General features: G+C 34.4%; 28 protein-coding genes. 4 read left to right on the top strand and 24 right to left on the bottom strand.

The window, feature by feature from the left end; all coding sequences use genetic code 11:
• Window positions 1–30: 30 nt before the first annotated feature.
• The 5 genes from eno to carA all read right to left on the bottom strand — a co-directional run bounded on the left by eno (window position 31) and on the right by carA (window position 5,319).
• Window positions 31–1,326: a phosphopyruvate hydratase gene (eno, locus tag ACHMWN_RS01145; RefSeq protein ID WP_397297093.1), complete on the bottom strand. Its 1,296-nt coding sequence runs from the start codon at window positions 1,324–1,326 to the stop codon at window positions 31–33.
• A gap of 156 nt (window positions 1,327–1,482) precedes the next feature.
• Window positions 1,483–2,046, bottom strand: a complete 564-nt coding sequence (locus ACHMWN_RS01140) for an NADPH-dependent FMN reductase (RefSeq protein WP_397297092.1) — start codon at window positions 2,044–2,046, stop codon at window positions 1,483–1,485.
• A gap of 45 nt (window positions 2,047–2,091) precedes the next feature.
• Window positions 2,092–3,186, bottom strand: coding sequence for an ABC transporter permease (locus ACHMWN_RS01135; protein WP_397297090.1), 1,095 nt, complete (start codon window positions 3,184–3,186; stop codon window positions 2,092–2,094).
• Between the two features lie 48 nt (window positions 3,187–3,234).
• Window positions 3,235–4,002 (bottom strand): ABC transporter ATP-binding protein, encoded by a 768-nt coding sequence (locus tag ACHMWN_RS01130; protein ID WP_397297088.1) that lies wholly within the window; start codon window positions 4,000–4,002, stop codon window positions 3,235–3,237.
• A gap of 204 nt (window positions 4,003–4,206) precedes the next feature.
• A complete protein-coding gene (gene carA / locus ACHMWN_RS01125; RefSeq protein WP_397297087.1) occupies window positions 4,207–5,319 on the bottom strand; it encodes a glutamine-hydrolyzing carbamoyl-phosphate synthase small subunit in 1,113 nt (370 codons plus the stop codon).
• Between the two features lie 239 nt (window positions 5,320–5,558).
• Here carA and panB point away from each other — a divergent pair, with 239 nt between their 5' ends.
• Both panB and ACHMWN_RS01115 read left to right on the top strand, forming a co-directional pair.
• Window positions 5,559–6,374 (top strand): 3-methyl-2-oxobutanoate hydroxymethyltransferase, encoded by an 816-nt coding sequence (gene panB, locus ACHMWN_RS01120; protein ID WP_397297085.1) that lies wholly within the window; start codon window positions 5,559–5,561, stop codon window positions 6,372–6,374.
• A gap of 2 nt (window positions 6,375–6,376) precedes the next feature.
• Window positions 6,377–7,075, top strand: a complete 699-nt coding sequence (locus ACHMWN_RS01115; protein WP_397297083.1) for an RluA family pseudouridine synthase — start codon at window positions 6,377–6,379, stop codon at window positions 7,073–7,075.
• 100 nt (window positions 7,076–7,175) lie between these two features.
• Here ACHMWN_RS01115 and ACHMWN_RS01110 read toward each other — a convergent pair whose 3' ends face one another.
• The 14 genes from ACHMWN_RS01110 to ACHMWN_RS01045 form a co-directional block, all read right to left on the bottom strand.
• On the bottom strand, window positions 7,176–7,646 hold the full coding sequence (locus tag ACHMWN_RS01110; protein WP_397297082.1) for a hypothetical protein: 471 nt from the start codon (window positions 7,644–7,646) through the stop codon (window positions 7,176–7,178).
• A gap of 242 nt (window positions 7,647–7,888) precedes the next feature.
• The gene (locus ACHMWN_RS01105) at window positions 7,889–9,343 is read right to left on the bottom strand and encodes a glycoside hydrolase family 30 beta sandwich domain-containing protein (RefSeq protein ID WP_397297080.1); all 1,455 of its coding nucleotides are present in this window, start codon (window positions 9,341–9,343) and stop codon (window positions 7,889–7,891) included.
• Between the two features lie 226 nt (window positions 9,344–9,569).
• Window positions 9,570–10,013, bottom strand: a complete 444-nt coding sequence (locus ACHMWN_RS01100) for a DinB family protein (protein WP_397297079.1) — start codon at window positions 10,011–10,013, stop codon at window positions 9,570–9,572.
• A gap of 588 nt (window positions 10,014–10,601) precedes the next feature.
• Window positions 10,602–10,964, bottom strand: coding sequence for a DUF2200 domain-containing protein (locus ACHMWN_RS01095; RefSeq protein WP_397297078.1), 363 nt, complete (start codon window positions 10,962–10,964; stop codon window positions 10,602–10,604).
• 15 nt (window positions 10,965–10,979) lie between these two features.
• Window positions 10,980–11,372, bottom strand: a complete 393-nt coding sequence (locus ACHMWN_RS01090; RefSeq protein WP_397297077.1) for a DUF1801 domain-containing protein — start codon at window positions 11,370–11,372, stop codon at window positions 10,980–10,982.
• A 168-nt stretch (window positions 11,373–11,540) separates the two neighbouring features.
• Window positions 11,541–13,595: a TonB-dependent receptor gene (locus ACHMWN_RS01085; protein ID WP_397297076.1), complete on the bottom strand. Its 2,055-nt coding sequence runs from the start codon at window positions 13,593–13,595 to the stop codon at window positions 11,541–11,543.
• A 31-nt stretch (window positions 13,596–13,626) separates the two neighbouring features.
• Complete coding sequence (locus ACHMWN_RS01080; RefSeq protein WP_397297075.1) at window positions 13,627–14,328, bottom strand: hypothetical protein; 702 nt, start codon at window positions 14,326–14,328, stop codon at window positions 13,627–13,629.
• A 108-nt stretch (window positions 14,329–14,436) separates the two neighbouring features.
• Window positions 14,437–14,625, bottom strand: coding sequence for a hypothetical protein (locus ACHMWN_RS01075; RefSeq protein ID WP_397297074.1), 189 nt, complete (start codon window positions 14,623–14,625; stop codon window positions 14,437–14,439).
• An 8-nt stretch (window positions 14,626–14,633) separates the two neighbouring features.
• On the bottom strand, window positions 14,634–15,071 hold the full coding sequence (arr, locus tag ACHMWN_RS01070; protein WP_397297073.1) for an NAD(+)--rifampin ADP-ribosyltransferase: 438 nt from the start codon (window positions 15,069–15,071) through the stop codon (window positions 14,634–14,636).
• Between the two features lie 15 nt (window positions 15,072–15,086).
• A complete protein-coding gene (locus tag ACHMWN_RS01065) occupies window positions 15,087–15,539 on the bottom strand; it encodes a VOC family protein (RefSeq protein WP_397297072.1) in 453 nt (150 codons plus the stop codon).
• Window positions 15,540–15,609: 70 nt separating this feature from the next.
• On the bottom strand, window positions 15,610–17,196 hold the full coding sequence (locus ACHMWN_RS01060) for an ABC-F family ATP-binding cassette domain-containing protein (RefSeq protein ID WP_397297071.1): 1,587 nt from the start codon (window positions 17,194–17,196) through the stop codon (window positions 15,610–15,612).
• A 178-nt stretch (window positions 17,197–17,374) separates the two neighbouring features.
• A complete protein-coding gene (locus ACHMWN_RS01055) occupies window positions 17,375–17,962 on the bottom strand; it encodes an SRPBCC domain-containing protein (protein ID WP_397297069.1) in 588 nt (195 codons plus the stop codon).
• A complete protein-coding gene (locus ACHMWN_RS01050) occupies window positions 17,959–18,387 on the bottom strand; it encodes an SRPBCC domain-containing protein (RefSeq protein WP_397297067.1) in 429 nt (142 codons plus the stop codon). Before ACHMWN_RS01050 ends, ACHMWN_RS01055 begins: the two co-directional genes overlap by 4 nt.
• 12 nt (window positions 18,388–18,399) lie before the next feature.
• Window positions 18,400–18,879 carry a DinB family protein gene (locus tag ACHMWN_RS01045; protein ID WP_397297065.1) on the bottom strand — a complete coding sequence of 160 codons (480 nt, stop codon included), beginning with the start codon at window positions 18,877–18,879 and terminating at the stop codon, window positions 18,400–18,402.
• 121 nt (window positions 18,880–19,000) lie between these two features.
• Here ACHMWN_RS01045 and ACHMWN_RS01040 point away from each other — a divergent pair, with 121 nt between their 5' ends.
• Window positions 19,001–20,002 (top strand): GlxA family transcriptional regulator, encoded by a 1,002-nt coding sequence (locus tag ACHMWN_RS01040; protein ID WP_397297063.1) that lies wholly within the window; start codon window positions 19,001–19,003, stop codon window positions 20,000–20,002.
• A 273-nt stretch (window positions 20,003–20,275) separates the two neighbouring features.
• On the opposite strand, the gene ACHMWN_RS01035 is transcribed toward ACHMWN_RS01040, so the two are convergent.
• The 5 genes from ACHMWN_RS01035 to ACHMWN_RS01015 form a co-directional block, all read right to left on the bottom strand.
• Window positions 20,276–20,809, bottom strand: a complete 534-nt coding sequence (locus ACHMWN_RS01035; RefSeq protein WP_397297061.1) for a hypothetical protein — start codon at window positions 20,807–20,809, stop codon at window positions 20,276–20,278.
• Window positions 20,810–21,067: 258 nt separating this feature from the next.
• Window positions 21,068–21,742: a hypothetical protein gene (locus tag ACHMWN_RS01030; RefSeq protein WP_397297060.1), complete on the bottom strand. Its 675-nt coding sequence runs from the start codon at window positions 21,740–21,742 to the stop codon at window positions 21,068–21,070.
• Window positions 21,720–22,475, bottom strand: coding sequence for a DNA methyltransferase (locus tag ACHMWN_RS01025; RefSeq protein ID WP_397297059.1), 756 nt, complete (start codon window positions 22,473–22,475; stop codon window positions 21,720–21,722). The genes ACHMWN_RS01030 and ACHMWN_RS01025 overlap by 23 nt, the downstream gene beginning before the upstream one ends.
• A gap of 249 nt (window positions 22,476–22,724) precedes the next feature.
• Entirely contained in the window at window positions 22,725–24,815 is a 2,091-nt protein-coding gene (locus tag ACHMWN_RS01020; RefSeq protein WP_397297057.1) for a hypothetical protein, read from the bottom strand.
• A 76-nt stretch (window positions 24,816–24,891) separates the two neighbouring features.
• Entirely contained in the window at window positions 24,892–25,233 is a 342-nt protein-coding gene (locus ACHMWN_RS01015) for a hypothetical protein (protein WP_397297056.1), read from the bottom strand.
• A 400-nt stretch (window positions 25,234–25,633) separates the two neighbouring features.
• On the opposite strand from ACHMWN_RS01015, the gene ACHMWN_RS01010 reads away from it, so the two are divergent.
• Complete coding sequence (locus ACHMWN_RS01010) at window positions 25,634–25,828, top strand: SymE family type I addiction module toxin (RefSeq protein WP_397297055.1); 195 nt, start codon at window positions 25,634–25,636, stop codon at window positions 25,826–25,828.
• The last annotated feature ends 69 nt before the right edge of the window (window positions 25,829–25,897 follow it).

Here is a 25,897-nt window from a genome sequence, read left to right as displayed (position 1 = left end):
TGTTACTAACTTAAGTCAATGCACATGAAATTATTTTTTGGCGTATTTGAAATTTTTACCAATGAAACGTGCTGCAGCACCTAATTCTTCTTCAATACGTAATAACTGATTGTATTTTGCAATCCTATCAGAACGTGAAGCAGAACCAGTTTTAATTTGACCGCAGTTTAAAGCCACTGCTAAATCTGCAATAGTAGTATCTTCAGTTTCGCCACTTCTATGGCTCATTACCGAAGTATATCCATTGTTTTGCGCTAAACTCACTGCATTAATAGTTTCAGTTAAAGAACCAATTTGGTTCACTTTTACTAAAATTGAGTTTGCAGTTGCACTATCAATACCTTGTTGTAAACGTTTTACATTAGTAACAAATAAATCATCACCAACCAATTGAACCTTACCTCCAATTTTATCGGTTAAGCTTTTCCAACCTGTCCAGTCATTTTCATCCATACCATCTTCAATAGAGATAATTGGATATTTTGCTGATAGATCTGCTAAATATTGTGCTTGCTCTTCGCTAGTGCGAATTACGCCAGTTGCACCTTCAAATTTGGTATAATCATATTTACCATCTTTGTAAAACTCAGATGAAGCACAATCTAAAGCCAAGTAAATATCAGAACCTGGTTTGTAACCCGCTTTTTCAATCGCTTTTAATACAGTTTCAATTGCATCTTCAGTGCCGTCAAAAGTTGGAGCAAAACCACCTTCATCACCTACGGCAGTAGATAAACCTCTATCGTGTAAAATTGCTTTTAAATTATGGAATACCTCGGTTCCCCAACGTAACGCTTCAGAGAATGAAGGTGCACCAACTGGCATAATCATAAATTCTTGAAAAGCGATTGGAGCATCAGAGTGAGAACCACCGTTAATAATGTTCATCATCGGAATAGGTAATGTATTTGCATTTACACCACCAACATAACGATATAAAGGTTGTCTGCTTTCTGCAGCTGCTGCTTTTGCTACCGCTAAAGAAACACCTAAAATTGCATTTGCACCTAAATTTCCTTTATTTTCAGTTCCGTCCAAGTCAATCATTAACTTGTCAATTAAATTTTGTTCAAAAACATCAACGCCTTGTAACGCTTGAGCAATTTTGGTATTTACATTTTCAACAGCTTTTAAAACACCTTTACCCATATAGGTTTTCTTGTCGCCATCACGTAATTCAACTGCCTCATGTTGGCCAGTACTTGCTCCTGACGGAACGGCTGCACGACCCATTTGGCCATTTTCTGTAACTACTTCAACTTCTATTGTTGGGTTTCCTCTAGAATCAAGGATTTGTCTTGCGTGGACATCAATTATTAAACTCATTTTATTTTGGTTTTGATTAAAAAATCCCTTAGTGTAAAAAGTACAATTACCTAGGGCGTTTTCAAAGTTAAAATAATTTTTAAATTATACCGAGGTATCTGCTTTATTTTTTAATAAATCAAAGAAAGTCAGTAATATAGGGGAAATAAATTCTACTTATTCGGCTTCCATTTTATGTTTGGCATCTATCCAATATAATAACTCATTTACAAATACTGCCGCTCTTTTATCGGTAGCTATTGTATCACTTGGTATGCCGTTTTCATCAAATGTTTTCTCTACAGTACCTACTGGAAATAGTGCTGGGATTGTGAGTGCGCCAATTTTCCATAAACTAAACTGTAAAGATGTAAGCACTTGGGTGCCAGCAAATGCTCCTGCTGAAACTGATGCTATGGCAATAGGCTTGCGTTTCCACTCTGCGTACAATAAATCAATTGCATTTTTTAAACTAGCAGGATAACCGCCATTGTATTCTGGTGTGACTAAGATAATTCCATCTGCTTTGTTTACTTCGCTAGCGAAAGAAAGCATAGCTTCTGAAGGATTTGGAATGAAACGTAATCGTTCTTCAAAAATTGGGAAATTATATTCTTTTAAATCGATGATGGTAACATTCGCTAATTTATTTGCTTCTAAATATTGCTTAAAATAAAGTGCTACGCGATGACTATTTCGGCCATTTCTAACACTGGCGGATAAAATGGATATGTTTTTCATGGGAATAACTTTTTTAAGGCCTAAGATACGATTAGGCTTTTAAAATCAAAACTCCCATTTAAATGTTTTAACCGCTACTGCATAAATCCCAATGCCCCAAATTAACATAATCAGCATTTGGTGTTTTACATCCCAAAGATTTGCGCCTTCAAAAGCTACTTTACGCATTGCATCATTTAAATAGGTTAGTGGCAAGGCCCTGCTAATTGGTTGTAGCCAGTTCGGAAAAGCGTCTATCGAAAAGAAAGTGCCGGATAATAGGAATTGAGGTAACGTAATGATATTAGAAATTGGCGGAATGGTACTCTCGCTTTTTGCTAATCCAGAAACGACGAAACCAAAACCCATAAATACAATTACACCCATCATTGCTAAAACGAGCATATTTATAACCGTGACCGCACCATTAATTAAAGTGAATTTAAAGCCAAAGTGCCCGATTAAAATAATAAATAAAGCACCTAATAAAGCAAAACCAATACGAGCCATACCTTCGCCCAATACAATGCTCGAACGTTTAACCGGCGTAGCAAAGAAGCGCTTAATCACTAAATTTTGACGTAAACTAAAAAACACGAAAGCAGTACCAAATACGCCTGTACTCAATAAAGAGAAACCTAATTGTCCTGGTAAGATAAAATCTATAGTACGATACAACCGGCCATTTACTGTACTTGCTCTAATTTCTGTAACTGTTGGTTTTAAATGCTGTGTGTTTAGATTATACGATAGTTCATTTAAAACCGATTTTAAAATATTGCCTTTATCTAAAGATGCTGAAGTGTATTTAACATTTGTAAAATAGGCTGGTACATGTGCTGGATTTTGTTCTACATCAATCACTGCATCGTAATCGCCCTTTTCTAATCCTTTATTAATGCTTGCCAAATCACCATTTTTGGTTAATCTGATAACTGGAATTTTTTCTAAAGCAGCTATAATTGGATTTTGTAAATTTGAACCTGGCGCTACTGCAACATCTATCTTAGTGCCACCACCACCTAAAAATCCGAATACAAGAATAAAAATTAATGGGAAAGCTAAGGTGAAAACTACTGCTGATGGGCTGCGCATAATTGATCTGAAACTTGCTTTTGCTAATGCTAAAGTGGCTTTGGTATTACTATATGATGTTTGCATTTTTTAAGGTTGAAAGGTTAAAATAATTGGAATGTTTAAGAGTTTAATTTAATCTTCACGCCACTCTTTGCCTGTTAAATTGATAAAAACATCTTCTAAATTTGCTTTTTTTACCTCTTTTTTGCGCTCAAAACCACCTGCAATTAAGTTGTCTATTAATTGGTCTGGTGTATCTAACGCGATAATTTGTCCACGTTCTACAAAAGCAACACGATCGCATAATTGCTCAGCTTCATCCATATAATGGGTAGTGATTACTATTGTTGTTCCATTATTACGAATTTCGGTAATCAAATCCCACAAGTTTCTACGAGCTTGCGGGTCTAAACCAGTGGTTGGTTCATCCAAAAAGATAATTTTTGGTGAATTGATAAGCGTTGTTGCAATAGAAAACCGTTGTTTTTGTCCGCCAGATAAAGCTTTATATTTTGCTTTGGCTTTATCTTGTAAATTTACTTTCTCTAGCATTTCCATTGGTTTTATACTTACACCATATAAACCAGAAAATAATTCAAGCAACTCTACTAAGTTTAAATTAGGATAATAACCTGCAGCTTGTAATTGCACACCAATAATTCGTTTAATAGCATTTTGATCTTTATCAATAGAAAAACCATCTACAGTTACTTCGCCTGAAGTTTTAGGACGAAGTGTTTCAATAATCTCCAAGGTAGTTGTTTTTCCAGCGCCGTTGGGGCCAAGTAAACCAAAGATTTCATTTTCATACACATCAAAGCTTAACCCTTGAACTGCTTTAAAATCGTCGTAATTTTTTACCAGGTTTTTTACACTGATAATGGCATTTCTATTTTCCATGGGGATAAATGTAAGAAGGTTTATATGAATAGAAAATGAATTTTTATTAAAAACAGAAAAATGTCGGTGAAATGATGTTTTAAGAAGGTTAAATTGATGTAGTAAGTTTTTTAATGTGCCAACTTGTATAAAAACAAAAAAGATGTTAGATTTTAATGCTAACATCTTTTAGTTATATTTAGTATTTAGTGCAGGTAAAAAAACCTACCAAACTAAATTGCCTTTTATCAAGTCAACAAAATCATCAAATAAATAACGAGAATCATGTGGGCCTGGTGAAGACTCAGGGTGATACTGTACCGAGAATGCTTTTTTGCCTTTTACGCGAATACCTTCTATTGATTGATCGTTTAAGTTAATGTGTGTAATTTCTACTTTATCAGACTTTCTTACTTCTTCCGGAATTACACCGAAACCATGATTTTGAGAAGTTACTTCACAGTGGTTTTTAATAATGTTTTTAACAGGGTGATTTAATCCACGGTGTCCGTTAAACATTTTCATAGTACCAATTCCATTTGCTTCTGCTAATAACTGATGACCTAAGCAAATCCCAAATAACGGCTTGTCGGCTGCTAAAATAGATTTAACTGTATCAATTGCATACTCCATTGCTGCCGGATCTCCAGGGCCATTAGAAATGAAATATCCGTTTGCGCCCCATTTGTCCATTTCATCAAATGTTGTTTTAGCTGGGTATACTTTTACGTAAATATCTCTATCGTCAAAATTACGCAAGATGTTTTTCTTGATACCTAAATCTAGAGCAGCAATTTTATAATTAGCATCTGGATTGCCGTAATAATAAGGCTCGGTTGTAGAAACTTGAGATGAAAGCTCTAATCCATCCATATCTGGTACATCAGCTAATCTCTTTTTTAATTCCTGTAAATCTGTAATTTCTGAAGAAATGATGGCATTCATTGCTCCTTTATTACGAATGTGACGAACCAAAGCACGGGTATCAATTTCAGAAATACCTACAATGTTTTCATTCTGGAAGTTATCTTGTATTGATTCTGACGCTTCTTTTCTACTATATAGAATGTTGTAGTTTTTACAAACTAAACCAGCAATTTTTATCGACCCTGACTCGATTTCTTCTTTGTGCATTCCATAATTACCAATATGTGCATTGGTAGTTACCATAATCTGACCAAAATAAGAAGGATCGGTAAATACTTCTTGATAGCCTGTCATGCCTGTGTTAAAACAAATTTCGCCAGTTGTAGTTCCTATTTTACCGGCAGCTTTGCCATAAAAAACGGTGCCATCGGCTAATAACAAAATCGCAGGTAACTTGGTGTAGTTAGTCATGTGTACAATAAATATGGAAGGTGAAAAAAGAGAAAAAAGAATGGAATTTCGTAACGGTTATGCCGTTTTTGTAAGAAGGTAAAGAAATCTGATCGAACTCATTCATTTCAGGATACAAAGGTAGTTTTTTCAATGGTTTTTTCAATATATTTTTTCAAATTTTAATCATCTCTAAATAATTTTTTACCCTGTTCCTTTTACAATAATAAAACCTAATTTTGCTTTACAAAACAAAGAACATGTCTGTAAACAAAGAAATAAAGCGAATTACCACTCACATTTTGCAAGAGATGAAACAACGTGGTGAAAAAATCGCGATGCTAACTGCTTATGATTATTCTATGGCCACCATTTTAGATGATGCCGGTTTAGATGTTTTATTGGTAGGAGACTCTGCATCTAATGTAATGGCCGGTCACGAAACTACGTTGCCAATTACCTTAGATCAAATGATTTATCATGCGCAAGGAGTAGTGAGAGGAGCTAGTCGTGCTTTTGTGGTAGTCGATTTACCTTTTGGTTCGTACCAAGGAAACTCAAAAGAAGCTTTAAATTCAGCTATTCGTATTATGAAAGAGTCTGGCGCACATGGTGTAAAACTAGAAGGCGGGGTGGAAGTTGTAGAATCTATTCAAAGAATTATAACTGCAGGTATTCCTGTTATGGGACATTTAGGTTTAACCCCACAATCTATTTATAAGTTTGGAACCTATACTGTTAGGGCAAAAGACGAAGAAGAAGCTAATAAATTAAAAACCGATATTATCGCTTTGCAAAATGCAGGTTGTTTTGCGGTTGTGCTAGAAAAAATTCCCGCTAAGTTGGCTAAAGAAGTAACGGAAAGTGTAAGTATTCCAACCATTGGTATTGGCGCTGGTCCAAGTTGCGATGGTCAGGTTTTGGTGGTGAACGATATGATTGGCTTAACAAAAGGATTTAAACCTCGTTTCTTACGTCAATATGTTAATTTATACGATGGAATTTTAGGTGCAGCTCAATCTTATATTAAAGATGTAAAAGCAAAAGATTTTCCGAACGAAAAGGAGCAATACTAGAAATGCCAATTACCGAAGCCGATATTTTATATGAAGATAACCACCTGATAGCAGTTAATAAACGTGCTGGTGATATTGTACAGGTTGATGAAACAGGTGATGAACCATTAGACGAACAGGTTAAGAAATTCATTGCCACTAAATACAATAAACCAAACGGTGCTTTTTTAGGGGTTATTCATCGTTTAGATAGGCCAGTAAGTGGTGTAATTTTATTTGCTAAAACTAGCAAGGCTCTGGAACGGATGAACGCAATTTTCAAAAACCGTGAAGTGCGAAAAACGTATTTTGCAGTAGTGCGTAACAAACCCGCTCGAGTGGAAGGGAATTTAGTACATTGGTTGATTAAAAACCCACAAAAAAATCTCGTAACTGCGTATAATAAAGAAGTGCCCGATAGCCAACGTTCAGAATTGGATTATAAATTAATAGGAGAACTTGGTGGATTTTATTTGCTACAAGTAAATCCATTAACCGGACGTTCGCATCAAATTAGAGTGCAACTTTCTACTATGGACTGCCCAATTGTGGGCGATAATAAATATGGTTATCCGAGGGGTAGCAGAAAAGGAAGCATTTGTTTACATGCTCGACAATTAGAATTTATCCATCCTGTACAAAAAGAGCCCATTAAAATATTTGCCAAATTACCAGTTGATGGTTTTTGGGAAAGATTTGAAGGGTTTAAAGTAAGTTCGTAAGATACCAAATTCGATTGGGTATCGTAATGCTATAAAAGCCTTCCATTGCATTACGATTTCCGCTTTCGGGGAATAGACCCAATACCAACTATTAATTGTCTTACTGACAATCTACTTTGGTAAAAACAATAGACTGGCCAAAAGTTAATTTAGACGTATCTTTAAACATCATTTTACCATTTTTACCCTCAACAACATCACCAAAACCTTCTAATAGTTGATCTCCTTTTTTTAGAAAAGCAACTTGTCTTACAGATTCCTTTCCTTCGGAGTTAAATGTATATTCTGCCAATAAGGTATCGCCATGAAGTTCACCTTCAACAATACCATTGTTTTTATCTTTCTCGTATAAGTTATAGCTTAATTCTCCAGTGGTAATGGTCCCACTAGTCATTACTTTTAAGGTTGCGGTATCTTTGTTTTTTATATAAGAATAACAAAACTGCTGTGTTCCAGCTTGTACATTCGTATCTAACGCAACTACATCATTCCCGTTTTGCTCTGTTTTATTATTCTGACAAGCAAAGATTAATCCGGCACAGCCGATTAAAAGAAAAGCTATTTTTTTCATACTGTATTTTTTAATTTAAATAGGAACAATTAATAGGAATTAAAGTTTGGATTTACTTATAACTACACTACATATAGTGTGATTCCCATGAAAATGGGAATCATAAAGCGAATAAAAGAGTTATTGCATAAATTCCTAACCGAGTTTGGAATGATGAGCTTGCTAATGAGATTTCCTCCAAATAGAAAATCCCAGTAAAACTGGGACTAACTAAATCAACAAACTTATGTATAAGATTTTAACTACCAAACATATGTTCCTACTGCACCACCTGGTAAAGTGGTTGTTACTATTCTACTGTTGTGTTTAATGTTAAACGTTTGTGCTGTAGTACTCGTATTAGTGACAATTAATGCTCGTTTACCATCTGTAGTTTTAAACGCTACGTTGGCTAATGTGCTATTTAAGGTAGATCCAATTCGTACAGATCCAGGTCTAACAAATTTAGAAGCATGAGCAATAATATAATAAGCCACATTTCTGGTTACTGCTGGACTAATAGTTAAAGCTCCTAAACAAGTAGTACAACCACCATCTGGAGTATGTGGATTGTAGTTTGCATCTGCTGCTAAATTCCATTCTAATACATTCCTGCTCCAATTACGAGTAGCACCAATAATTAAGGTAGAAACATGCCATTTTAAATCTTCACCAAAATTACCAGGCCCACCAACCCATTGCTCCGTGAAATACACATTTTTAGTTGGGTATGCATTATGAACTTGAGTAAGGGCAGAAATGTTACCACCATATAAGTGGAATGCAGAACCATCTACATAGGCATTGGCTGCAGGGTCTGCTAAGATAGCCATTGGATAATCTGGTCGATCTGCATTGTGATCGTACACAATTATTTTAGTAGTTATCCCTGCTGTTTGAAAAGCTGGCCCTAATGCTGTTTTAATAAAGATAGCTTGATCTGCCGCTTCCATATACATACTTGGCGTATTGCCTGGATGTAAAGGCTCATTTTGTATTGTAATAGCATCAATAGGAATGCCTTGCGCTTTCATTGCTTGAATGTACTTTACGAAATACGTCGCATATGACTGATAATATTCTGGTTTTAAACTTCCGCCTTTGTAAGCATTGTTTGTTTTCATCCAGGTTGGTGCTGTCCATGGTGAGCCTAAAATTTTGATATTTGGATTTATTGCTAAAATCTTTTTAAGGATAGGAACTAAATCTGTCATTTCTGCAGCGATAGAGAAATTATCCTGATTGATATCCGTTTGCCCTGCTGGTCTTTCGTTATAGGTGAAAACATTCGCACTTAAATCTGATGCACCAATGCTAATGCGCAAATAGCTTACCCCAATTGCTCCATCTTCAGTAGAAAATAATTCTTTTAGTAATGCATCCTTTTCGGTAGTACCCAAACTATTTAATAAGGTGGCACTTCCCCCTGTTAATGTATAGCCAAACCCATCAATAGATTGAAATACTTGTGCCTCATCTACTTCTATTGTAGTGTTGCTATTATTTGTAGCTGTAAAGTTTAATGCTACATTTTGTTTTTGTAGCAGCGCTGATTTATCTCCAGTGGTTAACCAAAAGCTAACATCGCTCACTACTGGTGTAGTTATAGGAGGGATAATAGGGGTTCCGTTATCGGTAGTGGTTTTAGTTCCTTTTTTGCAAGCACATGAAACCAGAATTATGGCAAATGCTAGGGGTACGGCAGATAAGATTTTCATTTTTACTATATATTTGGATACACCCAAATTAGCAGAATTAAACCTTATTATATAACTTATTTTTAAGTGTGAGTTCGTGTTTGTGTGGGATTTTACGGTATAACCGCATTCATATTAAATGATATTTTGGCACTTGATTAGTATTAAAGCCTACTTTTTTTAAAAGTTAATAATAATTTTGATACGTTAAAAAAACAATTCTTGTAGTGGTTAAATGCAGGTAGCATTAATCAATAAGTCGCCTATGGTAATTGATCTGACCTAAATGATACCCTAAATGAGTAGCTAAATGAATAAGAAAAAAACCAGTTGTGGTTTTATTTTCAAAAACTTTTAGTTCGTATTCTTTTTGTAGCTCTTCTTCTTTAAGTTGATTTAATGTTTCTTCTACAGTTGTAATGGTTTGTTCAATCATTACTATCAGTGCCGACTTTCGAATATCTTTTAAAGAAAACTCTAATTCCCTATTTCTGATATATCCAGAATTGCCAATTGCTGCACCAATATAAGTATTTAAATTTCCTATTAAATGTAGACACAAGTTCCCAGCAGAATTTTTAATATCCCCAGTGGTTTTCCAAAGATTAGCTTCATCTTGATATGCTGCTATTTCTTCCTTTAGCTTGTTTAAATCTCTATTGAAAATGGTTTTTAAATTCTCGACAATCATAAAAAATAGTTTATCGCAATTAATTAATTTCTATTGAAGATGGAATAGGTTACCTACATTAACCTTTGGCATAAATAAGATTAAATATAACGTTTTCTAATCCTTTCTTTAGATTTTATGATAAAATAAAGCCCCTAAAAGATGATTTTACAGAAAAGTGCTTTACCCTACATTTGTCAATGTTGAAACGTTCGGTCAACTTTCGCGTTCTGCGAAAAGAGTTAGGGATGATTTCTTTTTTTTCGGTTGACTGAATTTCAACATCTTTTATATACTACTGATTTAATGATAACAATTTTCAAATGCCTATGGTCTGTAAATGTGTTGATAACATGTTTATTTGCTACGCTGCTTTATCTTGCATTCGGACATTTTTTATTGACTAATACTCAATCTTTTTATTTCTTAATTCTATTAATTTTGAATAGCGCATTACTATTTGTGGCTTTTAAATTAAAGCAAAGCAGAAAAACAATAGCTTATTTAGCGCTAATTATAGTTTCGTTACCAAGTGTTTGTTGTGCAATTCTATTAATGAAAGTTATTTTATATATAGGATTATAATATGAGCCCATTAAGTAGTATTTATTAAACTCGTAAAATCTTTTCCATCTTACGCCCCTTTGCTAATTCGTCTATTATTTTGTCTAAATACCGTACCTGTTGTGTTAAAGGGTTTTCGATGTCTTCTATTCGGTAACCACAAATTACACCAGTAATGAGGTGTGCATTAGGATTTAGAGTAGCTTGTTGAAAGAACTCTTCAAAGGTTACTTTTTTTTCAATGAGCTCTTGTAGCTTTTTTTCATCATAACCAGTAAGCCATTCAATTACTTGGTGCAATTCATCTTTAGTTCTACCTTTTCTTTCAACTTTTGATACGTAATGTGGGTAAACTGATGAGAACGTCATTTTTTGAATACGCTCATCGTGATTATTTGTGTTGTTCATAACGTATAAATTCGGTTATTTCAATCGGTCTAATTGTCCTTTTCTTTTTACTATGTTTTTATAATCCCACTGAATTTCCTTTGATTTTTGTAGCCAACGTTTTAAATTGCTTTCTTCAACTTGGGAAGTAGTGCTGTAAAAAATAGAAGCATCTTTAAATTTCTTACCAAGTACGTTTAACTCTTCTTCTTCAAAATCAGCTCCACTCCAAAACATCAATCTAATACCCGCTTTTTGTTTGCTGTACCCAACAATTGGGTTGCCATTTAAAAACCAAACCGGATGTGCATGCCAAATTTTACTTTCAGCTTCAGTGAGTTCATGGTTAATTATCGTTGCCAAGAGATTACAAATCTCTTTATCAACAGCTGTTTGTTTGTTGTTGTAGGTTTGAATTTCCAAGTTCATGGTTTTCTAATTACCGCTGAATCAAATATAAAAGAAATGGTTATCATTTTAAACCATATAAGGGATATAAGTTTTTAGTAGGGAGCCTTTGCAAGAAAGATTGCTTCGTTTCTCGAAATGACGTGATGTTAAAAGCATGATAAAAGTCTGTGTAATCTGTGGCAACCCCTAAAACTTAACCGCTAAACTAGAATAATAATTAATGCCTGCTGCAGCATTAAAATATCTATTGCTTGCGGCATTTAAATCATTTCCCAAACTGTAACGTTGATTTAAAACATTGTTAATGCCTGCTGAAATGCTCAGTGTACTTTTGCCTACCTGTAAATTACGAAGTCCTGTTTTCACATCTGCTAAATGATACTGTGTTGCAAATACTGTATTTGCATCGTTTAATGGAATAGCTGAAGTATAATTGTGTTGAGCAAAGAAATAAAATCCTTTTTTGAACGTAAACTCCAAACTAGTTAGCAAAGTAGTATTGGGCACTCCAGCTAATTTGTTACCAGAAAAATCTTGTGTTGCATTTTTAAAGTCTTCGAACCTAAAATGACTGTATGTATAACTAGTTCGTAGTTGTATGCCATTTAAAAAGCGATTTATATCCGTTTGTACTAACCAGCCTGAGAGTTGTACTTCTGTGCCTAGTTGTTTAGTACCACCTGCATTTATAAAATATTCAATATCGTTTTCATTCAATCTTCTTACAATGGCATCTTGCAGATGGAAATAAAATAGGCTTCCATCTACATAAAAGCGTTTATTGTTAGCTAAATAGCGTACACCACCTTCGTAATTCCATCCTGCTTCGGCTTGTAAATTGTTATTAATGATATTATCGGATGATCGAACTTCTGCTAAGGTGGGTGGAGAATATCCCTTACTTAAGGATCCTCTTACCGTAAAATTAGTACTGATAAGATAGGATGCTGCAAATTTAGGCATCAATCTCGTTTTAAAGCTTCTCTTCCTTTCTGCAATAGCCATAGGGAACTTACTTAAATACCTATAATTAAAGAAGTTTAAGCTTGAACCCAATTCGATGAGCAGTTTCTGATTAATGTCGAAGTTGAAACGCAGAAAGCCAAAATCTTGATGAGCAGTTAAATCGTCTGCAGCCATTAATGCAGTTGCCATTCCTTTATCGTTGCCGTAATTAGTAATGTCGTTTTTGGTTTTGGCACTTTCTAAACCTGCCTGAATGGTATAATTTATATGCTGACTTGCCTTTGCATATTCTACAAACGTTCTTAAACCGATGGTGCTTTCTTTTCGTTTTTCATAATTGGTAATGAAAGGGTTTTTGAAATCGGTAAAAGAAGTAAATACGGCTAGTACATGTTTAAAATGTTCATTAAACCTATAACTATGTGCTAAACCTCCAAAAAAGGTTTTATTATAAATGGCTGCTTGTTGTTGTACTGCGCTTGGTAGAGTTGGGGTTGCTGGCCTAGCCGATCTTGGATTTGCTGTTAACTGTGCTGCGGTTAATCCCCCTGGAGTTTCGTAGCCTAAATCACTGTAAAAAAGAAAAGCCTTTACTAAACCTTTTGCACTATAGCCCCATTGGTGGGATGTTTGAATATACTTTCTTTTAAGTGCGCTGTTTTCTCTATAGCCATCGCTTTGCTGATACCCTTGGATAATGCTAAAATTGTAATTTTTATTTAGTTGTTGTAGGCTTGCTGTTTGATGCAATAATCCATATGATCCTGCAGTTAGACCAAGCTCAACTTCGTTAATGGGCTTGGTAGGAGAATTTAGCAGCACTACTCCACCAGTATTTGCACCAAAAATACTTGCTTCTGGTCCTTTGTAGATTTCTATGGAGCCAATTCCTGCTACATCTAAAGCGTTGAGATACGTATTTCCACTAGCATCAGTTAAAGGAAAATCATCGATATAGATTTTAATGTTCCTTACGCCAAAAGGTGAACGCAATAAACTTCCTCGTAGAGATAACCGATAACTACCTGGCGATCGTTCTTCCATGCGTACGCCGGGTGCCGTGTTCATACTACTGACTAACGAACTGTTTGGCTGGTTTTGAAGTTGATTGCTATCTAAAATGCTGACTGTGCCAACAGATCTGAGTAAGGGCTGCGGATTGTAATATCCTTTTACAGTAACTTCATTTAGTTTTTTAACGCTATCTATTGGCTTAATTTGAGCGGTAACTGTAAAGGAAAATAGGGCAAGTAAAAAGGTAAGGGATGATTTCAAAGTTTACAGTTGATATGAATTAACCATAAAATTAGTTAATTCGGTAGGCTATGCCAAATCTGATTACTCTTGAATTGGCATCCCATGGCCCACCGCCAATCATTCCTTCCAGGTAATTGCTTAAGCCATATGAATAACCAGCGTACACACCAAACGTCTGATAATTTGCTGTTAATTGAATACGTGGTCTTAGATCTGTTTTTAAGTTTTTTCTATCTCCGTCTGTAGCATATACTGTTCCATCTGCTATTTTAGCTTCCCCTTTTTCTTGGGCTTTTAAAATAAAGCCTACGTCCATTCCGGCAGTTAAGTCGAGCGTTGTTTTAGATTTACCAAAACGAAAACCGAAATTAGGGTGAAGGTTTAAAAATTGGGTAGTTAACTTAGTTTCCCCGCTTGCTTTCACATATGAAGATCCTATAGCATAGGTAGAAGCGACAGGAATGTCAATTTTACTACTCATCGCTTCGTAACCAACATCTAATCCCACTAAGAAATGATTAGCGAAAATACGTTTTGCATTGGCTGATAAACCATAAACAAAACCGTTTTTTTCTCCGTAAGGATTGTTGGTGTAATTATTCTCACTACCTACAATTATAAAAGAAGTTTTGGCAGCAGAGCTTCCCCCAAAAGAAAATAAGCCTGAATTGAAGGCAACAGCAACTTCGGTTTGGGCAAATGCACCGGATAAAGAAAATAGACTGAATGCAGTAAGTAAAATTTTTTTCATGATGAGTTTTTTGGTTGGTTTCCAGTATATACGCATGTAATCTGTTAAACGCTACAAGGAAGATGAATACTTGCAATCGCAAATTCAGTAACGCTCCACTTCGCCAAACTATTCTTGTTCTTCTTTGGTGTTTTTAAATATAAAATAAACGGTCATCACAAAAGTTAAAATATAGATCACTGCCATGGCAGGGCTTTCAAACTTAGAGGTTTTAAAATCGAATTGTTTGAAAATTGTCGCTCCTAAAACGATAGCTACAATGATTAATGGAAAAGATAGTCCTTTTTTAGTATTCATAAGTTAGTTTAATTAATGATTTTTGCACTTGAATCTGCTTTAAGATTGGCTATTCTTTCTCGCCATTGTTGTAATTCTTCTGGCGTTAACTTTACCCAATCTGTTACTTCGCCAACTATTTTTAAGGGTGCTTTACTGCGGTAAGAACGAGTTGGATTGCCAGGAAATTTTTTATCTGTAACGTTCGGATCGTTCTCAAAACTCCCAGTAGGTTCAACAATGTAAACCCGTCCATCTCCATCGCCTTTGGCTAATTCGGCAGCAAGTCCAGCACCGTTAGGTAAAGCGGTAAAATAAATGTGATTCATAATTACCTCTGTGTAGTAATTTGAGTTGAAACCTGCTGTAAGCAAATCGCCAGGTTTCAAATCTGCTTTTGTTCCGTGATAAAAGGGACCTTTATCTAAAACGTCAGCCCCATCTATTCCGTTAGTGTTGTCTTTCATATGCTATTCGGTAATTTATTTCTTCCCAAGTTCTTCTGCTAAACCCACAAGTAGTCCTTCTGTTCCACGAATATAGCAGAGCTTATACGACTCTCCATATTTAACCACTTCGCCGACAAGCTGAGCGCCTTTCTTGATCAATCTTGCTACGAGTTCGTCAATGTCTTGCACCGTAAACATCACTCGAAGATAACCTAAAGAGTTTACAGGATCAGTCCGGTGATCTGAAATAGTTTGCGGAGCGAGAAATCGCGAAAGCTCCAATCTACTATGACCATCTGGAGTAACCATCATTGCAATCTCTACACGTTGATCACCTAGCCCAGTAACGCTACCTGCCCATTCTCCTTCAATCGTGGCTCGTCCTTCAAGTTTCAATCCTATCTCTGAGAAAAAAGAAATAGCATCGTCGAGAGATTCTACAACGATACCCATATTATCCATTCGTAGTAATTTATTTTGTGACATAGTTTTATGTTTGATAGCTCAATAAAGTTACAGGAAATTTAGAAGGTTTAGAAGCGATTTTTCCATTCTATCAAAGTTGAATAACCTGTTCAATGTTAATCTGCTCCAAAAATACTTCATCATGAGAAACCACTAACAATGTTCCTTGGTATTGGTTGAGGGCCGCTGTTAAAATTTCGATGTTTTGAAGATCCAAATTGTTTGTTGGCTCGTCTAGTACAATGATGTCCGGTGATTGATTATTAATAGTTAAGCAACAAAGAATTAAACGCATTTTTTCGCCACCACTTAAAGCATTACACGGTTTATCCCATTCCTCTTTGGTAAATAAAAACCGATTAAGCCTTATTTTAATTTCATGTTCTTGTAAGGCTGAAACATTGAATTGTTGGGCTTGTTCATAAATTGTGAGCTGATTGTCAATCAAGGAGTACTCTTGATCGATATACACCGCTTTATGGTCAGCTCGATAAAGCGTACCTTTTTGTGGAGCTAACGTTCCTAAAATAAGTTTGATTAAAGTGGTCTTGCCCGAACCATTCAAGCCCTTTAGCACCAGGCGTTCGCCACTTGTAATTTGAAAAGTCAAATCGTTATTCCATAAGAAATGATGGGTATAGCTGTAATTAATGGCGGTGACTTTACATAGAATTTTGCCTCGATGCAATGGAGCATCGTCAAAGCCAAATTTCATCTTATCTAGATCTGGCAAAGCCGAACGCAGCTGTTGCAATTCTTCTTTTATGCCACCTATTTTTTCTGCGTGAATGCCTTTTAGCTTGGAGGAACTATTTTCGGCATTGTTCCGTAAGGTATTCATCATAATTCTCGCTACGCCAGCCTTTTCTTGTTTTCCTTTTCCACGACTATCTAATTTGTGTTGTCGCTCTAGTGTTTCCCGTTCTTTTTCTTTGGCTTTGCGTAATGCCTTTTCCTTGTTTTGCACATCCTGACTTAATGCATTGTTTTCTAAATGCTTTTGTGCAACACAAAAATCGTAATTGCCACCGTACATGGTAATACCGCGTTTATTTAATTCAGCAACCCTATCCAAAAGGTTTAGTAGTTTTCTGTCGTGACTTACAATGAGTAACGTACTTGCTGTAGATTGAATAAAATTGTACAACAATTTTCGGCCTGCACTATCTAAATGATTGCTGGGTTCATCTAACAAAATCAATTCAGGTTGATGAATAGCTATTCCAGCTAAAAATACTTTTGTTTTTTGTCCACCACTTAAGGTTTCCATTTTTTGCGATAAATCCAAATTATCCAATTGCCAATAGTTTAACGCTTCTATGCAGCGTTCTTCAATTGTCCAATCGTCATTCAGTGCCGTATAATTTTCTTCTGTTACGTTACCATTAAGAATTTCTTGCAATGCATGAAGTTTGTTATCAACTTTTAAGGCTTGTGCAATGGTGAGCTGATTATACTGCCCAAAAATTTGAGGAATATAATAGGGGTCTGCATTCACTACAAACTGCCCATCCAAAGGCTGTAATTCCTTTGCAATAATTTTCAATAGAGTCGATTTTCCCGAGCCATTATTGCCGATGAGCGCTATTTTATCGTGACGATTTACTGTTAGATCGATAGAACCAAACAACAGCTTTTTAGTAGGAAGGGTATAGGATATATGTTGTAAAATAAGCATAATGTCTTTCTGTTAAAGATGAATAAATGATCAACTGCTTGCAGTTAGACCGTCTTTAATTTTGTGAAAGAGATTATGTTTTACATGTGTTCTTGACTATTTTTGGTTTGCAAATATAACAATTGTTTTCGAGTTACTAGTTTGGGCAATTCAATTTACCCAAGTAGAGCCTGTTGATTTATTTATCTGGCAGGCCCCATTTTGCAACTAATTCAGCATTAAGTCCACCTTCTTTACCATTAGGTTTTCCTTTACCTGTTTCAATGTAATTTTTTAAACTGCCCTGTATATAGCTTGTCCAAGCATCGTTGCAAACTTTGTAGCATTCATATTCAGGTACTAAACCTTCATGCGTAAATACAACTTTAGTTTTGCCGTCTGCTGTTGATAAATCAAAAACAAGTTGAGTATTCACCCATTCTGTTTTATCTTTTGTAAAATTGAATTCATTAGCAATAACTTGATACACCAATTTTTTATCTGGTATTAATTCTATAAGCTTGAGCTTGCATAAATGCACATCTTTATAGTGATAAAAAAATGTATCGTTTAGCTGGTCGGTGTTACCTTCAATATCCTCTGACCACCAACCTCTAAAATTGGTAATGGCATTGAATGTGCTGGTCACACCTTTATTAACAGTGATTGTTGTTGTGAAACTTTTATCTTTCATAGTGCTTATTTTAACGTTTTGATTTGAAGATGTTTTTCTTTCATTGCAAGAAACTAATACAAGTAGTAAAGTAATCGCTACTAAATTTTTCATTTGAGATACGCTTTAAGATTTTGCAGATACTGTGTCCATGCGCTCGAACAACTTTCGTAACATTCAATTTGCGGCAGTAACCCATCATGTGTAAGTGTTACTTTGGTGTGGTTGCCTTCTTTTTCGAGATCAAAGCAAATTTTTGTCTCAGCCCATTCATTTGTGTTTTTTAAAAACGACAAATTGCTTTCGGTCACCAGCCAACTAATTTTTTTGTTTACAACACGTTCTATTAGTTTCTGATTAGAATAATGCACACCATCACCAGCCCTGAAAGAAAACTCGTCATTTATAAGCTGGCTTTTTCCTGCTATGGTTTCGCCAAATAAACCTACCCACCAATTTTTAGGATCCATTAAATGTGTAAATACTTGGCTTATTTCTTTCGACGTTGTAAAACTATATTGAAAATTTTGTTTAGCCATCACTGTTTCGTTTTAATTAAGTAAAACCAATTGACCGGTATGGTATTGTAAATGTGAGGTTCTGGTGATCACGATATTTAACTTGTTGCGATGAGGTTCTTTTGAAAATTCTTCTGCAGATACGGCTGTGTGTTTTGAAAACCATTCATCTGTAGTTGTTTTAGCAAATATTGCTTGAAGCATATCATTTTGTTTTGCCCACATTGCTCTAAGTTCAGCCACAGAAGGAATTTGAGTAACTACTTTATCGGGTTGTTTAATAAAGGGCTCATACAATTCTGGAAACATTTTTTCGCCCATGTTCATCAGTCTTAGCATATCGTCATGAACTGCAATCAGATGCCCCAACAGGTAAATCCCTCTATTTTTGCCTGGTGCAATCTCATTTTGTAATTGCTCATCACTTAAAGCAGTTAAATGTTTATTTAAATTATCAATCGATCCGTTCCATCTATCGATCACCATTTTTACGCATAAATCAGTTGTTGTCATAGCTTTTAAATTTTATAGGATCAAAGGTAATGTCCAAAATGTAAATTCATAAGTTGCGATATAGACATTACGAAGGGTTGATTTGGACAATTAAGTTAGCTAACTTTGTTGAAAAAAGAGAATGAAACATTTGTCGATAGTAGTTCCTGACGAGCAAACCACCATGAGTACAATTGCTTGTATCATAGGCGCATTCCAAGTATTTGGTGCTGCCAATAACTATCTAGTTAGCAGGGGTGAAGCGGCGGTTTTCAAAATCGAGTTGATTGGCGCTACAAACAACGACTTTTTAAACAACAACTTACTTTCCATTAAACACCAATTCGCCATCCATGAAATAGATAAGACCGATCTTATTCTCATTCCTGCATCGTCTATTCGGAGTTATGATACGGCTACTACAAATAATAAACTATTAATCGATTGGCTCACAAAACAGTACACACAAGGTGCAGAAATTGCAAGTATGTGCGCAGGGAGTTTTATGCTTGCTTCTACGGGATTGCTTGCAGGGAAAACCTGTTCTACGCATTGGGCTTTAGCTGAAAACTTTAGAGAATTGCATCCTGATGTAAACTTGCAAACGGATAAGCTCATTACTGATGAAAACGGAATGTACACCAATGGTGGTGCGTATTCGTTTTTGCACTTGCTGTTGTATTTGGTCGAAAAATTTTATGGAAGACAAACTGTTATTCATTGTGCCAAATATTTCCAGATCGATTTAGACAGAAGTTTTCAAGCTGAGTTCTCAATTTTTAATGGCCATAAAAAACATAGTGACGATGAAGTTTTAACGGCACAACAATTTATTGAAGAGAACTATCAAACTAAAATTTCCATTGAAAAATTAGCCTCCAACTTAAACATTGGCAGAAGGAATTTCGACCGTAGATTTATTAAAGCAACTGGTCTTACGCCTCTTGATTATTTGCAACGCGTAAAGATTGAAGCTGCAAAAAAGATGTGTGAAACCACTCGAAAAACTGTGAATGAAATCATGTATGAAGTAGGCTACAATGATGCAAAAGCTTTTCGAGAAGTTTTTAATCGTATAACTGGTTTATCACCTTTAGATTATAAATCAAAGTACAATAAAGAAAGTAGGTTGTCGGTAATGTAGTGGGTTTATAAAATTGACAAGAGGTGACATTGTATTATTTCTTGATAACTTGCAAGTAGTAGTATTGAAACAAAATTAAGAACTTCTATTGCTTCTCTTATTTCGATAAGTTGTAGTTTTTTTCTCTATTCTGAGTCAGTGTTAAACAACCAAAGGCACAACAAAATTCCATCAAGCTGAGATGCAGTACAGTAGCGATTTTACAGCCGATTGTTATTTCGTAAACCCCCAGTAGAGCAAAACCCCTGTTAGCGGTATAGCTTTTACAGTTAATTATTTGATTACTTTCAAAAGTTCTTTGTAAGTCCACTCATTGCCCTTCAAAAAGAAATCATAAGTTTTATCCCAATCTTTTCCTTGCCCCCATCCAATCATTGAAGAGATAATTTTTGTTTTTCCACGGCCAATAGAGACAAATTGAATTATCTCTTGCAGGTTCTGATCTTCGTCTTGCAACTTTTTAGAAAAGTTACCATTTAAGTCTACTTTCAAAATCAAAAGTTCATTTTCTAAGTAGCTAATAATTCCTAGTTTGATTGAGCTACTGTCAGAGAGTGTTTTCGTCTTGTCATAGTTTGTAACAATGTAGCCCCCGTTCTTTAATTCAATATGTGCAATAGGAGCTATCCATTCGGAAAGTTTGGAATTTGTCGAAAAGTATTTCCACACCTCTTTCACTTCCAATGGAACAACAATAGAAAGCTGAAGTACTTTCTCATTTGACTTATTGACGTATGAAGTGTTTTCAACTTGAGCTAATGAAGTGATGCTAATGCAAAGCGCTAATAATGAGAATATCCATTTCATACTGTCCAGTTTAAAAGATTTTTATTTAAGCTTACCGCTAACGCCCCGAGGCTTGCCGAAGTTGGTGGGCTTGCGTTAAATTCCTATGCAATATAACAGGTTGAAGTTGAATTTCCCACCAATTTTGGCAAACCTTTGTTAGCTGCAGCAAAAATGCCGTCATAAGCATCATAAAGTTATGATACAGATATTCAAAGCACTATGCTTCAGAAAGGCACAAGTTTAAACTAATTATTGAATCTATGTTCAAAAGGAAAGTTAAGAATTGATGTTACTTAATTTTGCTTCAACTAACGATTTAATACTATCAATGCTTAGCAGGACATCAAGAAAATGACTTATATTTTGTACTTGCTCATGAACTCTTGATCCAATTATCTCATTATAATTCAAACCTAATAAATTGCATAATTCCAGTCCAGTCATTGCCATGTCAACAGTTATCTTTTTCTTAAAACCATAAACGATTTTATCCTTATCTAATTGATTGAAAGAGCATACATGAATAGAAGTAGTAAATTGTATTTTGGTTGAAAGATGAGATTGAAAGTCTATTAGATTTTGAACTTCACCCGACGCTTTTTTTGTGTCAAAAGTATCACCATCCTTTAGTTCAATTATATAGCAATGCCTTTTAGTGTCCGTAATTTGAAAAACTATCAAATCAGGTTCGCGGGTACTACGTAGTCTAGAGTTTTTTATAGCTCCTTTGCTTATCAAATAAACACCATTTTGCAAAATTTGGTTATCCAAAAAAGCATCAACGTTTGTTATGTTTTCAGCCAAGCCAACAATAATCTTTTCTAGCTCTGTGCCGGAAGAAATAACTGTAGCTTGGACTTTAGATAGAAGATGCCCTAGTTCTTGATGACCGAACAATCTTTCATAACCACTTCCCTCAGCCCTGCCTTTACTTTTCTCTATTAAAGCCATTACCTTCTATTTGTTTAAGGTCGCAGCCAATAAAGTTACGTCCAGTTGAATAACATGCCTCAAAAACAGAATAACTTCCCGAACAAGGATCTAGAATAAAATCATCCTTTGATGATACTGCATCTATAAGGTTCTTTTGAAGGAGTTCGGGTTTTTGATGCGGATGCCTTTTGTTTACAATTTTTTCAGTCCAAACATCAGGAATATCATGACGTGTCCAAACACCTTTAGCTCTTGAAGGACTTTTCTGAAGAACAAGTAGATATTCGCTCTTTCTTCTAGTACGATAACCCATTCCTATTTTCCCTTTGTCCCAGGTAATTAAGTCAACAACATTTAATGAAGTATTTTTGAACCATGCACTTGTTCCCTCACATAAATGAAATTTATCAATCCATAAAAATAAATGCCCACTTTTAATAAGTGTGCGATCAATTTCTTCAATGAAAAGTTTTATCATTTCATCGCTCATTTGCGAAAGTTCAATTCTTGCTTTCTGCCTACCATCACCCTCATTACCATATTTCATTTTATCCATTATTCCTCTATATTGAGGATCAAAAAAAGCCGCAGTAATTACTTCATCATGGATATTCTCTAATAAGGATAACCCATCGATAACATTGTAATCATTAATTCTTGCGATATCACTTTTGAGGACTGGGGTCTCTAACTCCTTAGATTTTTTTCTTACTGATGAAAATACGCTATTCGCAACTGCTACTGTCTCCATTAATTTAATTGTTAGGTGCTAAACTTGATAGTTCAGGTATCATTTATAAATGTAATTAATCATATTTAATTCAGGGCGATACTAACTTTTAACAACAATATTTTAAACATAAAACATTGTTAATAACGACATTAGTTTTTTTCAACATTTTTAAATTATTAAACAATAACCAAAAAATGTGACATAAATATTTTTAACGCTCTTGAAATGTAAAAATACTAAAATATTTAGCAAAACAAAGGATAATTATTATTCTGAAATAAATTTGTCACATTCTTCCAAAATAAAATCAGGAATTAGGCCGTATTCATTGGGGTCTAACTGGCAAATGAGTTCATTTTCGATATGAAAGGTTTCGTTTATGAATTTCCTTAAAACACTTGGTATTTCAGCAAGGCTATCATCATAGATAAGTCTAAATATATTCAACTTTGCATAACTGTTTTCTACCTCATTGTATAAGGCCTTTAAAGTATTTAAATCTTCTAATTTGGTTAAATTTGTGCCATAATTGAAACTATTAACATGACTTTTAATTTTATCTGTTCCAGAGTTAAAATCGGTTTCCGACATTAAATCGTTTCCTATTTCTTTTCTTTGGTCCGTACATTCTTCTCTTTTCCGTTTGTGAAAAAGATTTGAAAGAATTTGATATTCATTTCCCAAATCATCAATTATTTCGAAATGGCGTCTTAAATAGATGAGTTTTACAATTTCGTCTAAATCGGATTCTAATGCGCTTTTACAAATTTGAGCAAACGATAGTAAATTTTGTTTTTTAATTTTTGTTTCTGTAAGTACACCTTTTTTTGTAGTTAAGAAATCTGCCTCACACAAATTATTAAACTCTCTTAGTACTTTTACTGTGTCAACAACAGGGTCAAGATCGTGAGTTAGCATTAGTACAGTCTTATTTAAAAAACATTCTCCACTCTTTCCTCTAAATAACATATGCATAATTGCATATTTTTTGCTCTTGTCAAAAGAAGAAATTGGATCGTCAAGGACTATTAAATCAGGTTTTTTATACAATGCTTCATACATAAATAAGACAAGTGAAAATGCATTTTTTTCACCAAAACTTAGGTGTTGTTTACCTCCATTAATGATTCCGTCTGATTCGATATGCCGTAATAAAAGTTTATAATTATTAGAATTATCATTTATTATTTCAACAGTATATTTATAACCCGCATTAGTAAGAAATGAGTTTATACTTTTTCTGTGCTTTTCTATTAATATTTTAACCAATCGCTTTTGTTTATTAATTTCACCTTGAAGTAATCCAACCTTTTCCAGAACTGTATCAAGTGAAGTATTCAGTGATTCAATTATCGTGATAGTCTTTTCAGCTTTGAACCTATCAAATAGCTCAATATTAATTTTGAGATTTTTTAACTTTTCTTCTACTTTATCATCTTCACTAAAACTTACAGAAGATATATTTTTTAAAGCTTTAAGCTTCAATAACAAATCATCAATTTGTTGTTTTACTGCAACAATATAGTTCATTTCGGATTCTTCTAATCCGGTTTGTTTTTCTGTTATTGTTTGAAGAGTCAAATTAGCGTTTTCTGAAAAATATTCTCCTAGGTTTTTGAGTGCTTCAATAATAACTGTAAAATTTTTTATTACATTTTTATCGTAAAACGTTGAGATAGATTTAATTGTCTCTTTATTTTCGGTGGTTGGAGAAGTGCAATACGGGCAATCGTCAGATATCTCAAGAAACTGTTCCCCGTTATTTTGCCAATCTAACCATTTCACACAGCTTTTGTCTTTGATTAATTTACTATATCCTTTTAATGAATCAGGAATATGTTGAATTTTATTTCCTTCTTTTAATCCTTTGTATAAAGCAGAAGATTTTGAAAGTCCTGTTTGTGTTGTGGCAAAACTTTTTGATAAATTTTCAAAGTCTAATATAGTTTTATTTAGGTCGTCATTTTCTGAAAAAACTTTCTTGATTTCAGATAATAGTTGCTCGATCTGTTCAGTAGAAACCTTATACTCTGGTGTATTAATGAAAATCTCATAACTATTTGAAATTAATTCATCTTCTTTAAAAAGAAATTGATTTAGATATTCCTCGTTAAAAATCAGAACACTTTTAATTTCTTCATTCATTATAATCTCTGGGACGACTTCAATCTCTGAATTTCTATGTTTAAAAGGAATTAATTCCTTTAAAAGTTCAGGAGAATCGATACCATATTTTATAGCTCTTGTAATTGTACTTTTTCCGGTACCATTAATTCCAAATTTGATATTTAATTTATTGTTTGTGATTTCAATTTTACCACTGTCAATATTATTGCAATTTGTAATAGTTAGCTCCATTAATTTGGTTTAATTGTTTAGTCCTTAAAAGTCTAGTGATTGCATTTTGAATAGACATGGCATTTTTTAGAGTGATTTATATTTTTTCTATTGCATTTATATATCCTTCCCATTCCGGATTATATTTTTCATAATGTGGTTCGAATGAAAGACTATCTTCTAAAACAACCATGCTGGTTAGATCTTCGATATTAAACATTCTAAAATCAGGGAAAGGCTTCAGTTCTTTACTATCAGAAACGCCATCAGTTTGAACGATATGAATTTTTGTACTGGTTACATTCGTTTTTGAGGTAAAGATGAACACGGCATGAGGATTGCCTATTCTCGTTCCTCGGATTTTACCTTCTTTGTTATATTCAAAAGAAATTGGTTTTCTGTTTTTTATTGCAACAATTAACAAGTCTAAGTTTGGCATATCTATCTAGTTTAAAGGATTTTTAATTAATTGATAAAAATTATTAGGTTTAATGTTACAGGAACAATTTATTAAATAGCATTTTATAAATTATTGATATTCAGTAAAATTACGCAATTTCATTCGAGAAAATAGCAGGTATAATTACCCGATTTTAAACGGATAACATCCGACTAATAAATTTCTATTACCCATCTTTATAATGCGAAACCAGTTGGTGAATATCCAACAATTATTACTTTATTTACAATATCCTAGGCGAGTGGTTGAAAGTACCACATTCTATCGGTCACCGACAGGTTTCGCAGCGACCCAGGCTTTTAAAAATTTTCAATTATGCGAAACCTGAAAAATCAAAAATTCATCCAAGAACTCCAACCCAACAAAATCTGTAAATGCGGTGCTTGTGAACCAAGAAAGCCCAAACTTCCTAGCGGAATGCGCAGGCTCAAAGTTTACTATAAGGCAGACCGAAACAATTCCTGTAATTTTACTACAAGGTGAATGGATACGTAAACTTGGTTTTAATGTTAAAGACCATGTCATTGTTTCAGAAAAGAAGGGACAGATAATTATCAACCTAGAAACGGAATAGTAATTCATCAGAGCTGTCGACACTTATAAAGGTGCCGGCAGTTTGCATAAAAACTGGAAGGTTTGGGCT

The organism is Pedobacter sp. UC225_61 (assembly GCF_044452285.1).
Lineage (GTDB): Bacteria > Bacteroidota > Bacteroidia > Sphingobacteriales > Sphingobacteriaceae > Pedobacter.
Note: the sequence above shows the minus strand (reverse complement) of the source record. Positions and strands in the feature narration are given on the sequence as shown.

What these genes read in the sequence shown, in the direction of transcription:
- eno (WP_397297093.1), bottom strand. Translation starts at nt 1,326, where the DNA reads ATGAGTTTAATAATTGATGTCCACGCAAGACAAATCCTTGATTCTAGA.
- ACHMWN_RS01140 (WP_397297092.1), bottom strand. Translation starts at nt 2,046, where the DNA reads ATGAAAAACATATCCATTTTATCCGCCAGTGTTAGAAATGGCCGAAAT.
- ACHMWN_RS01135 (WP_397297090.1), bottom strand. Translation starts at nt 3,186, where the DNA reads ATGCAAACATCATATAGTAATACCAAAGCCACTTTAGCATTAGCAAAA.
- ACHMWN_RS01130 (WP_397297088.1), bottom strand. Translation starts at nt 4,002, where the DNA reads ATGGAAAATAGAAATGCCATTATCAGTGTAAAAAACCTGGTAAAAAAT.
- carA (WP_397297087.1), bottom strand. Translation starts at nt 5,319, where the DNA reads ATGACTAACTACACCAAGTTACCTGCGATTTTGTTATTAGCCGATGGC.
- panB (WP_397297085.1), top strand. Translation starts at nt 5,559, where the DNA reads ATGTCTGTAAACAAAGAAATAAAGCGAATTACCACTCACATTTTGCAA.
- ACHMWN_RS01115 (WP_397297083.1), top strand. Translation starts at nt 6,377, where the DNA reads ATGCCAATTACCGAAGCCGATATTTTATATGAAGATAACCACCTGATA.
- ACHMWN_RS01110 (WP_397297082.1), bottom strand. Translation starts at nt 7,646, where the DNA reads ATGAAAAAAATAGCTTTTCTTTTAATCGGCTGTGCCGGATTAATCTTT.
- ACHMWN_RS01105 (WP_397297080.1), bottom strand. Translation starts at nt 9,343, where the DNA reads ATGAAAATCTTATCTGCCGTACCCCTAGCATTTGCCATAATTCTGGTT.
- ACHMWN_RS01100 (WP_397297079.1), bottom strand. Translation starts at nt 10,013, where the DNA reads ATGATTGTCGAGAATTTAAAAACCATTTTCAATAGAGATTTAAACAAG.
- ACHMWN_RS01095 (WP_397297078.1), bottom strand. Translation starts at nt 10,964, where the DNA reads ATGAACAACACAAATAATCACGATGAGCGTATTCAAAAAATGACGTTC.
- ACHMWN_RS01090 (WP_397297077.1), bottom strand. Translation starts at nt 11,372, where the DNA reads ATGAACTTGGAAATTCAAACCTACAACAACAAACAAACAGCTGTTGAT.
- ACHMWN_RS01080 (WP_397297075.1), bottom strand. Translation starts at nt 14,328, where the DNA reads ATGAAAAAAATTTTACTTACTGCATTCAGTCTATTTTCTTTATCCGGT.
- ACHMWN_RS01075 (WP_397297074.1), bottom strand. Translation starts at nt 14,625, where the DNA reads ATGAATACTAAAAAAGGACTATCTTTTCCATTAATCATTGTAGCTATC.
- arr (WP_397297073.1), bottom strand. Translation starts at nt 15,071, where the DNA reads ATGAAAGACAACACTAACGGAATAGATGGGGCTGACGTTTTAGATAAA.
- ACHMWN_RS01065 (WP_397297072.1), bottom strand. Translation starts at nt 15,539, where the DNA reads ATGTCACAAAATAAATTACTACGAATGGATAATATGGGTATCGTTGTA.
- ACHMWN_RS01060 (WP_397297071.1), bottom strand. Translation starts at nt 17,196, where the DNA reads ATGCTTATTTTACAACATATATCCTATACCCTTCCTACTAAAAAGCTG.
- ACHMWN_RS01055 (WP_397297069.1), bottom strand. Translation starts at nt 17,962, where the DNA reads ATGAAAAATTTAGTAGCGATTACTTTACTACTTGTATTAGTTTCTTGC.
- ACHMWN_RS01050 (WP_397297067.1), bottom strand. Translation starts at nt 18,387, where the DNA reads ATGGCTAAACAAAATTTTCAATATAGTTTTACAACGTCGAAAGAAATA.
- ACHMWN_RS01045 (WP_397297065.1), bottom strand. Translation starts at nt 18,879, where the DNA reads ATGACAACAACTGATTTATGCGTAAAAATGGTGATCGATAGATGGAAC.
- ACHMWN_RS01040 (WP_397297063.1), top strand. Translation starts at nt 19,001, where the DNA reads ATGAAACATTTGTCGATAGTAGTTCCTGACGAGCAAACCACCATGAGT.
- ACHMWN_RS01035 (WP_397297061.1), bottom strand. Translation starts at nt 20,809, where the DNA reads ATGAAATGGATATTCTCATTATTAGCGCTTTGCATTAGCATCACTTCA.
- ACHMWN_RS01030 (WP_397297060.1), bottom strand. Translation starts at nt 21,742, where the DNA reads ATGGCTTTAATAGAGAAAAGTAAAGGCAGGGCTGAGGGAAGTGGTTAT.
- ACHMWN_RS01025 (WP_397297059.1), bottom strand. Translation starts at nt 22,475, where the DNA reads ATGGAGACAGTAGCAGTTGCGAATAGCGTATTTTCATCAGTAAGAAAA.
- ACHMWN_RS01020 (WP_397297057.1), bottom strand. Translation starts at nt 24,815, where the DNA reads ATGGAGCTAACTATTACAAATTGCAATAATATTGACAGTGGTAAAATT.
- ACHMWN_RS01015 (WP_397297056.1), bottom strand. Translation starts at nt 25,233, where the DNA reads ATGCCAAACTTAGACTTGTTAATTGTTGCAATAAAAAACAGAAAACCA.